The organism is Chlorobium sp., assembly GCF_036528655.1.
Classification (GTDB): Bacteria; Bacteroidota; Chlorobiia; order Chlorobiales; family Chlorobiaceae; genus Chlorobium.
The window spans coordinates 103,031-114,184 of sequence record NZ_JAIGND010000012.1 but is presented as its reverse complement, the minus strand read 5'-3'; the positions used below and the strand labels follow the sequence as shown (position 1 = coordinate 114,184).

Here is an 11,154-nt window from a genome sequence, read left to right as displayed (position 1 = left end):
CAAGCTCTTCAGCCATTGAGCTGTCGGGCTATCAAGCAATGAAGAGGAAGAGCGCGGTTCCCGCTGATTAAAAACGGATTTTCACGGATTAAAAGATTGTGGGCCGTGAGTGGTGGGCGGTGGGATTTAAGAGGAAGATTTTTACCCACGGATTTTCACGGATTGGCACGGATTTTTGGATGAGGGGTTACCGGGGGTTGTATCAAGCTCTTCAGCCATTGAGCTGTCGGGCTATCAAGCAATGAAGAGGAAGAGCGCGGTTCCCGCTGATTAAAAACGGATTTTCACGGATTAAAAGATTGTGGGCCGTGAGTGGTGGGCGGTGGGCAGTTAGCCGGTAGCCCGAAGGATTGAACGAGGAAGAGTTTTGCCCACGGATTTTCACCGATTGGCACGGATTGACAGGATGGAAGAGGGATGAGTGGGTCACGATGGGGACGAGGTCGGGGGGGCGTCTTGTTTTTCGCTGCGCATAAGCCTGGTGAGCGCGGCTATTTCGGCTGCCTGGGTTTCGACGGCATGGGCGAGCCGTTCCATGTCGGTGCGACGCTCTCGTTCGGTGAGGGTGTCGAAGAGTATGGGTTTCTGGAACCCTTCGGAGAGCCTGAAGATGTTCCGGCAGTGACTGATCAGCAGCAGAAAGAAGAGCGGCAGAAGCCATTCGCCGAGAATGACGGGAAGTTCCTGGTAGTGGCTGACGACGCCTGCCCAGTCGCCGCGGAGGAGCGAGTCCCATTTGACGAAGAAGTAGAGGTAGACCATCGGGTGGAAGCTCATGAAGAAACGCAGCTGCTTCGACTGACGGCGTACGGCGGGGTCGTGCTCGTATTTCGAGAGTACCCAGGGAAAGTGCCCTACGGTCATCGCCGAGCGGCGGTCGTTGAGGTAACGCGCTCCCTGCAGGGCGGAGTCGATGAAGGTGGCCACGAGGCTCAGCAGGCCTGTGGAGAGCATCGCGGCCATGAATGCGTAGCTGAGATCGTCGAATTTGAACGAGCCGGCAAGGTATGGCAGGGTGATGGATTTCGGCCGGATGACGATGAATAGCAGGCCGATGCCGGCAAGGATCATGGAAAAGGTGTGCAGTTTCCTGGCGTGTTTGAGGCTTTCGATGACGGCTTCGGCGTTGGAGCCCTGCATGGAGTTGCCGGGTGGATCGAGCCGCATGAGGGCGGCGGAATCGGTCTGCGGGGAGTAAAATCCGTTGACGCCGATATCGCAGCCGCGGACGGCGTCGTAGCGGGTGTTGATGTCGATGGCGCTTTTGCTGAGCTCGGCGCCGGAGAGATCGGCATGAAAGAGATCGGTTCCCCTGAGGTCGGCCCCTCTGAGGTCGGCGTTGCGAAGGTCGGTTCCGACGAGTATCGCGCCGGAGAGCAGCGCACCCGACAGGTCGGCATCCCGCAGATCGAGGCCTCCGAGATCGGCTCCGGAAAGGTCGGGGCGAAGGCTGGGGTTCTGGCTCCGCCACCGGTTCCATGAAACCGTTCCTTCGGCGAGAATGTCGAGGTGCTGCAACTGTGCCATTGGAATCGGTTTACATGCAGGGGTTCTTGCCGAGGTGCTGCAGGATGGCCCGGAAGAGCGATGCGCTGTGGATGACCTGCCCGTAGGCTTCGGCCTGGGTCAGGTTGCGGTTCTCTTTGCGGATTTTCCTGCCGAGCCTGCGCGAGATTTCGGCGATCCGGGCCACTTCGCCAGCGAGATCTTCTTCGCTTTCGATGGAAATATCGTAGATGCTGCGCTGGATGTAGCCGACGTTGTTCTGTACGCTGCATTCGATGATTCCGTCGTTGATGGTGTGGCGCTCTCTGTTGAAGGCGTCGTAGGGAACGTTGTGCAGCGGCATGGAGAGGTCGCCGACATAGTGGGCGCAGAAGACCAGCGGGTAGTTGGCGTATTTGCCGCTCCGCCTGAGTTCTTTGTAGTCGCGCAGGGTGCCGATGATGGCGCCGTAGAGGTGCCCTTCGTCGTCGGTGGGATCGTTGTACCGCCCGACCTGCTCCATTACCATTTCCGGCGTGACCGCATGCTGTTTTTTGTTGTTGTGGTAGTGGTTCTTTTCCTCGGCGGGCCGGAAAGCCTCTCTTGATTTTACGACGTCAGGCGCGGCGGCGCTGTACCAGAGTTCGAAGCCTGCGGCCTCTGCGATGGCCAGGTGAGTCCGGTCGTGCCAGCCGTAGGATTCGGTGGTGGTGAAAAAAAGGAGGGCCAGAATGGAGATGAACGATGCTCCCCCCGGTTTTCGGAAATGGAGGTTCTTCATGGGCCTTGCGATTTATGAGGTGTGTGGCATGGCGGTCATGCCGAAAGTTCGAGCATCCTTTTTATGGGCTGCAGCGCGGCTTTTCGGAGATCTTCGGGCAACGTCACTTCCGGAGCGCGGTTCTGCATGCAGAGGACGAGTTTGTCGAGCGTGTTCTGCTTCATCTGTTTGCAGACGCTGCGGGGGTTATCGCGGTCTTTGGGCGCCGGAATGAAGGTTTTGCCGGGCGAACGCCGCTGCATTTCGAAGAGAATGCCGGGCTCGGTAGCCACGATGAAGCTCGTGGCGTCGCTCGATACGGTGTAGTCGAGCAGCGCCTGGGTGGAGCCGGTGAATGCCGCGTGGCGAAGCACCTCTTCCCTGCATTCGGGATGGGCGATAAGGAGCGCTTCGGGGTGCAGACGGCAGGTTTCGAGTATGTGTTGTTCGCAGAAGGCTTCGTGCACATAGCAGAATCCCTGCCAGAGCACCATTTCGCGCCCGAGTTTTTTCATGAGATAACCGCCGAGGTTGCGGTCGGGCCCGAAGATGATCTGCCGGTCGGCGGGTATGGAGCGGATGATCCGTTCGGCGTTGGAGGAGGTGCAGATGATGTCGGAGAGCGCCTTGATTTCGGCCGAAGAGTTGATGTAGCTGACCGCGACGGCGTCGGGGTGCCGCTTCCGGAAGTCGCGGAACTGGTCGACGGGACAGCTGTCGGCAAGCGGGCAGCCGGCGTACCGGTCGGGGACGAGCACGAGTTTTTCGGGGTTGAGGATTTTGGCGGTTTCGGCCATGAAGTATACTCCTGCGAAGACGATGACGTCGGCGCCGGTTTTTTCGGCGCTCCGGGCAAGGGCGAGGCTGTCGCCTACGACGTCGGCCGCCTGCTGTATTTCCGGCAGCGTGTAGTAATGGGCGAGCAGAACGGCGTTCAGCTCCCGTTTCAGCTCCTGTACGCGGAGCATCAGTTCCTCGCTTGTGGCGCTCGGCTGTGCGGTTTCGGATATCATGTGCGCGTTTACGGCTAATGGTTCGGGATCCTCTCTCTTGCGGAACGCGCCCCTGTGCGGTGACGATCGTCCCGGGTGCGACGGGCCGAAGAGGTATTATTTCAGGTAGTAGTCGAGATCGTCGTCTTCCCTGATAAGCAGCAGGATGGCCGAGTTGGGTACGATGACGTAGCGTTCGTCTTCGTATTCGATCTCGTAGGAACTGTTCTGGATGAATATGGCCAGATCGCCGACTTTCGCCTGCAGGGGTATATACTGGGCGCCGGAAACCTGTTCTTTCCATGGTTCGTCGGATTCCGGAGGGGGACCTACGGGATAGCCGGGACCGGTTTTGATGACGTAACCGCTCTGGATTCTGGCTTTTTCCTGGATTCCGGGAGGAAGATAGATGCCCGATTTCGTGCGATCGTCGTGAGATTTCGGTCTGATGAGCACTCTGTCGCCGACAACTATAAATTTATCTGTTATATTTGCATTTTGCACCATATGTTTGCATGGTTGTCGGTTTAAGACTATCGGGTGCTTTCCCGGAAGAGGAAAATGTAACAAAAATAACCGCCCGGGCAAATCGCGGGGCTCCTTCGGAAAGAGCGGGCTTTGCGTCTTTTAATAATTGGAATTCAAGAGCGTGCAGAAGTTTTTATCTTTTCTCGTCAGACATAACGCATATCTGCTGCTGATGCTCTATTGCGGCATAGCGCTGCTTGTCGTCCGTTTAGAGCAGGACGATATCGTGTCGAGCATCAGCGGTTCGTTCAAAGAGATCGAGGCATCGGTCAACGAGCAGATCGTCAGTTACGGCTACCTGCTCAATCTTCGCAAAGAGAACGAGCGGCTGATGCTCCTGAATTCGGAGCTGCTTTCGAAGTGCCTCCGGAACGAGAGACTGCTGCGCGATACGAAGGCCCGAAGCGCCCTGTCAGCCGATTCGTCGTTCGACGCTTCAGGCTATGTGGTTGCCCGGGTGATCGACAGGAAGTTCAGCGCGCGGGAAAACATGCTTATGATCGATGCCGGGAAAAACCGGGGAATCCGGCCGGATATGACGGTGCTTACCCCGAAAGGCCTTGTCGGCAGGGTCGTTTACGTTACGGAGCGTCATGCCGCTATCATGCCGGTCATCCATACCGATTTCAAGGTGAGCGTGATCTCTTCGGAAAGCAATGCCATGGGGATTCTGGCCTGGAACGGCGGAGGAGAACATCTTGCGAGCATCGAGCATATGCCGATCAGCAGTCCGCTCAAACGGGGCGAAGAGATGCTGACGACCGATTTCAGCACGTTCGCTCCAGGCGGCATTCCCGTGGGCAGAGTGGTGCGTATCAGGCCCGACAAGCTTTTTTATACCATCGATATCAGGCTGGCTGTCGATTTTTCAACCCTCTCCTATGTGCTTGTCGCTCCGCTTAAGAGAGACCAGGATAAGCCCGACCTGCTTGACATCGTCACGCCCCATAGAGAACCCTCAACCATCAACCCTGTGAACTGAGCCGTGAGACAATCCCTCCTTCCACTTGTTATCGTACTGCTCGTAGTCTCCCTGCTGCAGATATTCGGCATGTCCCGATTGTCGCTGTTCGGCGTTTCGCCCGATATGGTGACGGTGCTGCTTTCCCTCATGTCCGTTTATATCGGGCAGCGCACCGGCATGGCTTTCGGTTTCGCGGCCGGCCTGATTGCCGGCCTGTTCTCCGGAAATCTCGGCGTAAACCTGCTGTTCAGGACGATCGAGGGGTTTACGGCGGGTTATTTCCATGTGCCGGAAGAGAGCCACGCCACCAGGTCCCAGAAATCGAGGATGCTGTATCTGGCCATCGTGATGGCCTCTTTTGCGGGCAACCTTGTTTTCAACCTGGTTGAGAACCCGCTCGGACAGCAGCTCCTGCTGCGTATTTTCGCCAACGGCGCTCTTGCCTGCGTCCTGAACCTTCTGCTCGGCGTGATCGTGAACAGGCTTTATCTGAGAAAAACTCTTTCCGAGTAGCCGATGGATACCATTCAACGGGGAGCTTCACTGGTTTTTTATCTGGTGATCGCCGTATTCTGCCTGCTTTTCGGACGGCTTTTTTATCTGCAGGTGCTGAATTTCGAGGAGCTCGGAACGGTATCGTCAGCTGCGAGCATCCGGAGGGTCTGGGAGCAGGCGCCGAGAGGCCGGATGATCGACAGGAACGGCCATATCATGGTGGATAACCAGCCGTTGTATTCGGTGAAGGTGGTGCCGGCAGAGTTCCAGCTTTCGAAAGCCCCTCTTCTGGCCAGGCTGATGCGTATGCCTGCCGATGAAGTGAAGGAGAAAATCCTTAAAGGGAAGCGCTTCAACCGGTTTTCGGCGGCAACGATCAACAAAAACCTCAATCCCGTGCTTATAGCCCGCCTGAGCGAGAATCTCTGGCAGCTGCCGGGCATATTGATCGAGGCGGACAACAAACGCCGGTATATGGATTCCGTCTACGGGTCGCACCTGTTCGGTTATGTCAGGCTGGTTTCGAAGGAGCAGCTCGAAACGCTTTCGGAGGAAGGGTATACCCAGGAGGACAGGATAGGGTTCAGCGGCCTTGAAAAGATATATGAGGAGCGGCTGAAGGGGCAGAAGGGAGCCCGGTTCCGAATGGTCAATCCGCTGGGCAAATATGTAGGCAGATACGACGAAGGCAGAAGCGACATTGCGGCCATCAGGGGGGACGATCTCTACCTGTGCATCGACGCCGGCCTGCAGCAGCTCGCCGAGCAGCTGATAAGGGAAACCGGAAAATCCGGAGCGGTAGTGGCAATCGATCCGTCGACAGGAGGCATCCTCGCTCTGGTCAGCGCGCCCGATTACGACCTTGATATCTTCAACGGCTCGACCGATCCGGACGGGTGGCGGAGCATCATGAACAATCCCCAGAAACCGCTTTTCAACCGGACGGTGCAGGCGGTCTACCCTCCGGGGTCGATTTACAAGATGGTGCTTGCCATGGCCGCTCTCGAGGAGGGAAAGGTGAACCCCGATGCGATATTCCTCGATCGCGGCAGTTTCGTGTTCGGCAGACGGGCTTTCCGCAATCACGCGGGGCATGCGCTCGGACCGATCGACATGAACAAGGCCATCATTCATTCGAGCAACGTCTACTTTTACAACCTGATATTCCAGACAGGGTTCGAAAACTGGACGAAGTACGGCAGGATACTCGGATTCGGCGCCGAAACCGGCATCGACCTTCCGGGCGAGCGTTCCGGACTTCTGCCTTCGACAGAATTTTTCAACGAACGGTACGGACGGGGCGGATGGACGAAAGGGTATCTGGTCAGCCTCGCTATCGGCCAGGGTGAGCTCGGCACCACGCCACTGCAGCTGGCGACTTACGCGGCGGCGCTGGCCAACAGGGGAACCTGGCACCAGCCGCATATTGTTAAGGGATACCGCGACGCGGCGACAGGCCGGTACGTGCCGCTTGCCTACCGGCACAGGAAACTGCCGCTGTCGGAAAAGAATCTGGACTATATCAGGAACGCGATGCGCGGCGTGGTGGTGGAGGGTACCGGCAGGCAGGCAAACCTTCCGGACATCGAGGTGGCGGGCAAAACCGGAACGGCGCAGAATCCGCACGGCAGGGACCATGCCTGGTTCATCGCGTTCGCTCCCATGGAGAATCCGAAAATCGCCGTCTGCGTGCTGGTGGAGAATTCCGGGTTCGGAGGATCGATTTCAGCGCCTATCGCACGGGAGCTGATAAGGTATCATGTGCAGGAGAAGAAGCCTGAGCTGCCGGATTCGGCCGGTAGGGCAGCCGTCAGGCCGACCGCCCCGGCAGGAAGCCGGGACAGCAGCGCCGCCGCGGCTGAAACGGCGCCGCAAGCGCAGCCGGAGGCGGCCGCAACGGGGGCTCCGGCTACCCGGACGGAGAGCGCAGAGAGCGAACCGCAAACCGCATCGGAGGAGGAGACCGAGTGATATTCAAGAATGATCCGCAGTCCGTACAGGCCTTCCTGACGGATACGAGCAACCTGCGAACCGGGCGTACGCCGGGCGTATACCTGCCGGAAAGCGCGGCCGAGGCGGCCGGACTGCTGAAAACGGAGTCGGGCAGCGGAAAGCGCTTCACCATTGCCGGCAACGGCACCGGTACGACGGGCGGACGGATTCCCGAAGGCGATTGGGTGATCGCCACGCACAGGCTGCAGCGTACAGGCGAACCCCAGGCGCTCTCGGCCTGTGAGGCGACGATGAGGGTCGAGGCCGGAGCGGTGCTGGCGGATATTCAGCGGAAGGCGGAGGATACGGGGTGGTTTTATCCTCCCGATCCTACCGAGAGCCTCTGTTTCATCGGCGGCACCATCGCCAACAACTCTTCGGGGTCGAGGTCGTTCCTGTACGGCTCGACGCGCGAGCATGTCCGGAGGATTCTGGTGGCGCTTCCCCAGGGAGATCTGCTCGATATTCCGAGAGGGCGGTATGTTGCCGACGATGAGGGCTTTTTCCGCCTCGACCTGCCGGTCGCCGGCCGGATCGTTTTCAGGAGGCCACAGTACCGGATGCCGGAAACAAGCAAGCATAATGCAGGCTACTACTCGAAGGAGGGAATGGACCTGATCGATCTGTTCATCGGCAGCGAAGGAACGCTCGGCATCATTGTCGAAGCCGACCTGAAGCTGATACCTCTCCCCCGCCATCTGTTTGCCGGCCTCGCCTTTTTCGGCTCGATCGACGACCTGTTCGCGTTCACGGAAGCCGCCCGCTCGCCGGAAAGCGGCGTGCGGCCGAGGGTGCTGGAGCTTTTCGATTCGCGCTCGCTCGACTTTCTGCGGCAGCAGTACCCCGACACTCCGGCGGGTACCGCCGGGGCGATTTTCTTCGAGCAGGAAACCGATCCCGAAAGGGAGGATGCCGACCTGCAGGCCTGGCTGGATCTTATGGAGCGGTGCAGCGTTCCGCTCGAAACGACATGGATGGCGCTCGACCGGGAAGAACAGCGAAAACTGACGGCGTTCCGCCATGCGCTGCCACTGCTCGTTAACGAGTGGCTCAGCCGCCAGGAGGAGAGCAAGATCAGCACCGATATGGCGGTGCCGGCGGCTTCGTTCAGGGAACTGTACGATTTTTACGAGAGTTCGTGCCTGAAAAACGATTTCGTCTTTATTATCTTCGGCCATATCGGCGACGCGCATGTGCATCTGAACATCCTTCCCCGTAACCGGGAGGAGTTCCTGCGAGCCAGGCAGCTTTACGGGGAGTTCGTGGAAAAAGTGGCGGCTCTGGGGGGGACGCTTTCGGCCGAGCACGGTGTCGGAAAGCTGAAATCGCGCTATCTGGCCTCCATGTACGGCGACGAGAGCATCATGGAGATGGTGCGGATAAAAAAAATCTTCGACCCGGAGCTGGTGCTCAATATCGGGAACCTGATACCGGCGTCGTATCTTGAGCAACCTGCATAATCACGAGAGGACGTTTTGGCAAAAAAACCGGACAAGCCGAACTATGTGCATTCCATACAGAACAGGAAGGCGCGGTTCGAGTATCACATCATCGACACGGTCGTCTGCGGCATAGAACTGCTGGGCAGCGAGGTGAAATCGGTCCGGCTGGGCAAGGCAAGCCTGAACGAGAGTTACGCCGTCATCCACCGCGGAGAGGTCTGGCTCGAGAACATGCAGATCACCCCTTACGAGCATAACACGCTCGACAAGCTCGAACCGAAGCGGAGCCGGCGCCTGCTTCTGCATCGGGAGGAGATCAGGAGGCTGCAGTCGAAGATCAGCGAGAAGGGACTGACGCTCATTCCGCTGAGGGCGTTTTTCACCGACAGGGGCATTCTGAAGGTCGAACTTGCGCTTGCCAAGGGCAAGAAACTGTTCGATAAACGAGAAACCCTCAAGTCGCGGGAGAACGAACGGCAGCTGCAGCAGCTGAAGAAGAATTTTTAAGCTTAACTCTTTTCTTTTTTTTTCAATGCGTTTTCCAACCGTACAGGAACAGCTCGATATCATTGCAGGCAATGTGGTTGAAATCATCAGTATCGAGGAACTCGAAAAAAAACTGCGCCACAGCCTGCAGAGCGGCAAGCCGCTGAAGGTGAAGCTCGGCGCCGACCCGTCGCGCCCGGATCTCCATCTGGGCCATTCCGTGGTGCTGCGCAAACTCCGCCAGTTCCAGGATCTCGGCCATGAGGCGATTCTCATCATCGGCGATTTCACGGCCATGATCGGCGATCCTTCGGGCAAAAGCAAAACCCGCCCGCAGCTTTCGGCCGGGGAGGCGCGCGAAAACGGCAAGAGCTATTTCGAGCAGGCGTCGAAGATTCTCGATGCAGGTAAAACCACCATCTGCTACAATGCCGACTGGCTCGGAAAAATGACTTTTTCTGACGTCATCAGGCTGTCGAGCCATTACACGGTGGCCCGGATGCTCGAACGGGACGATTTCGAACGGCGGTACCGCTCGAACGAACCGATTTCGATCCACGAGTTCCTCTATCCGCTCGCTCAGGGGATGGATTCCGTTCACCTGAAAAACGACGTGGAGCTGGGGGGAACCGACCAGAAGTTCAATCTGCTGGTGGGACGCGACCTGCAGCGGGAATACGGCATCGCGCCGCAGGCCTGCATCACCATGGAGCTGCTTGTGGGCACCGACGGAAAGGAGAAGATGTCGAAGTCGCTCGGCAACGCCGTCTGTTTCAACGATACGCCGCACGACATGTACGGCAGGACGCTTTCGATTCCGGATCAGCTGATCGAAACCTGGCACCGCCTGCTGGTGTCGCACAGAACCGGATCCCTTGCCGGCCTGAAGGAAAGCATCGAAACCAATCCGAGAGAGGCGAAGCGCTCTCTGGCAAAAGAGATCGTGGCGCAGTACTACTCCCCTGAAGCCGCCATCGAGGCGGAAGAGCATTTCGACCGGGTTTTCGTGCAGAAGAAAGCGCCGGACAATATCGAGCTGTTCGAGTTCGACGCGGTCAGCGTCCCTGTGGTCGAGCTGCTCGTGAGGCTTGGCGCCGCACCGTCGAAAAGCGAAGCCCGGCGCATGATTCAGCAGAACGCGGTGACGGCGGACGAGGAGAAAATCGCCGACGTGAATGCCTCGATCGTGCCGGGAGATGAACCGGTAATCATCAGGGCCGGCAAAAGAAAGTTTTATAAAGTCGCGGCGAAAAAATCGTTTTGAATGCCGGCGCTTTTTCCTATAATTGAGCAACTCGACCATCGAGCAGGCAGTCATATTACACTAATCCATCCGGAGGAACGGCATTGTCATTCGTCCCGAAAAAAGTATTTTTCACCAAGGGTGTCGGAAGACACAAAGAGTATCTTTCATCGTTCGAGCTCGCGCTGAGGGATGCCAAGATCGAAAAGTGCAATCTTGTAACCGTTTCAAGCATCTTCCCGCCCAAGTGCCAGCGCATCAGCGTCGAGGAAGGGTTGAAACTGCTCTCTCCCGGCCAGATCACCTTTGCGGTCATGGCGCGCAACTCGACCAACGAGTATAACCGGCTCATATCTGCTTCGGTGGGCGTGGCTATCCCTGCCGACGATACGCAGTACGGCTATCTCTCCGAACACCACCCGTACGGCGAGTCGGACGAACAGTCCGGCGAGTATGCCGAGGATCTTGCGGCCACCATGCTTGCCACGACGCTCGGTATCGAGTTCGATCCGAACAAGGACTGGGACGAGCGGGAGGGCATCTACAAGATGAGCGGCAAAATCATCAATTCCTACAATATCACGCAGTCGGCAGAGGGCGAAAACGGCCTCTGGACAACAGTCATTTCCTGCGCGGTACTCCTGCCCTGAACGGATCATGAGACTCCCTCGCCGCCGCGCGGAGGAATCTCCACCGCCCGCAGGGGGTATTTTTAGGGCACATCGCTGTCGAACGGAAACGGGGAACAGGGTCGGAAGACCGGTTCC

11 protein-coding genes are annotated in these 11,154 nt (G+C 57.9%); 7 read left to right on the top strand and 4 right to left on the bottom strand.

Annotated features, from left to right (window positions below):
• Positions 1 to 426 precede the first annotated feature (426 nt).
• The 4 genes from K4305_RS04545 to K4305_RS04530 form a co-directional block, all read right to left on the bottom strand.
• Entirely contained in the window at positions 427 to 1,527 is a 1,101-nt protein-coding gene (locus tag K4305_RS04545) for a pentapeptide repeat-containing protein (RefSeq protein ID WP_331561186.1), read from the bottom strand.
• A 10-nt stretch (positions 1,528 to 1,537) separates the two neighbouring features.
• A complete protein-coding gene (locus tag K4305_RS04540; protein ID WP_331561185.1) occupies positions 1,538 to 2,266 on the bottom strand; it encodes a hypothetical protein in 729 nt (242 codons plus the stop codon).
• 35 nt (positions 2,267 to 2,301) lie between these two features.
• Positions 2,302 to 3,258 carry a quinolinate synthase NadA gene (gene nadA / locus K4305_RS04535; protein ID WP_331561184.1) on the bottom strand — a complete coding sequence of 319 codons (957 nt, stop codon included), beginning with the start codon at positions 3,256 to 3,258 and terminating at the stop codon, positions 2,302 to 2,304.
• 96 nt (positions 3,259 to 3,354) lie between these two features.
• On the bottom strand, positions 3,355 to 3,744 hold the full coding sequence (locus K4305_RS04530) for a co-chaperone GroES (RefSeq protein WP_331561183.1): 390 nt from the start codon (positions 3,742 to 3,744) through the stop codon (positions 3,355 to 3,357).
• 142 nt (positions 3,745 to 3,886) lie between these two features.
• On the opposite strand from K4305_RS04530, the gene mreC reads away from it, so the two are divergent.
• The 7 genes from mreC to K4305_RS04495 all read left to right on the top strand — a co-directional run bounded on the left by mreC (position 3,887) and on the right by K4305_RS04495 (position 11,037).
• Positions 3,887 to 4,747 carry a rod shape-determining protein MreC gene (gene mreC / locus K4305_RS04525; protein WP_331561182.1) on the top strand — a complete coding sequence of 287 codons (861 nt, stop codon included), beginning with the start codon at positions 3,887 to 3,889 and terminating at the stop codon, positions 4,745 to 4,747.
• 3 nt (positions 4,748 to 4,750) lie between these two features.
• Positions 4,751 to 5,242 (top strand): rod shape-determining protein MreD, encoded by a 492-nt coding sequence (gene mreD, locus K4305_RS04520; RefSeq protein ID WP_331561180.1) that lies wholly within the window; start codon positions 4,751 to 4,753, stop codon positions 5,240 to 5,242.
• Between the two features lie 3 nt (positions 5,243 to 5,245).
• On the top strand, positions 5,246 to 7,195 hold the full coding sequence (mrdA, locus tag K4305_RS04515; RefSeq protein ID WP_331561179.1) for a penicillin-binding protein 2: 1,950 nt from the start codon (positions 5,246 to 5,248) through the stop codon (positions 7,193 to 7,195).
• Entirely contained in the window at positions 7,192 to 8,676 is a 1,485-nt protein-coding gene (locus K4305_RS04510) for an FAD-binding oxidoreductase (RefSeq protein ID WP_331561178.1), read from the top strand. The genes mrdA and K4305_RS04510 overlap by 4 nt, the downstream gene beginning before the upstream one ends.
• A 15-nt stretch (positions 8,677 to 8,691) precedes the next feature.
• Positions 8,692 to 9,165, top strand: a complete 474-nt coding sequence (smpB, locus tag K4305_RS04505; RefSeq protein WP_331561177.1) for an SsrA-binding protein SmpB — start codon at positions 8,692 to 8,694, stop codon at positions 9,163 to 9,165.
• A 25-nt stretch (positions 9,166 to 9,190) separates the two neighbouring features.
• Entirely contained in the window at positions 9,191 to 10,408 is a 1,218-nt protein-coding gene (tyrS, locus tag K4305_RS04500) for a tyrosine--tRNA ligase (RefSeq protein WP_331561175.1), read from the top strand.
• 83 nt (positions 10,409 to 10,491) lie between these two features.
• Entirely contained in the window at positions 10,492 to 11,037 is a 546-nt protein-coding gene (locus K4305_RS04495; protein ID WP_331561174.1) for a pyruvoyl-dependent arginine decarboxylase, read from the top strand.
• The last annotated feature ends 117 nt before the right edge of the window (positions 11,038 to 11,154 follow it).

Bases quoted from the DNA above. Each gene is read 5' to 3' on its own strand.
- tyrS (WP_331561175.1), top strand. From the start codon at position 9,191: ATGCGTTTTCCAACCGTACAGGAACAGCTCGATATCATTGCAGGCAAT.
- K4305_RS04530 (WP_331561183.1), bottom strand. From the start codon at position 3,744: ATGGTGCAAAATGCAAATATAACAGATAAATTTATAGTTGTCGGCGAC.
- mrdA (WP_331561179.1), top strand. From the start codon at position 5,246: ATGGATACCATTCAACGGGGAGCTTCACTGGTTTTTTATCTGGTGATC.
- nadA (WP_331561184.1), bottom strand. From the start codon at position 3,258: ATGATATCCGAAACCGCACAGCCGAGCGCCACAAGCGAGGAACTGATG.
- K4305_RS04545 (WP_331561186.1), bottom strand. From the start codon at position 1,527: ATGGCACAGTTGCAGCACCTCGACATTCTCGCCGAAGGAACGGTTTCA.
- K4305_RS04540 (WP_331561185.1), bottom strand. From the start codon at position 2,266: ATGAAGAACCTCCATTTCCGAAAACCGGGGGGAGCATCGTTCATCTCC.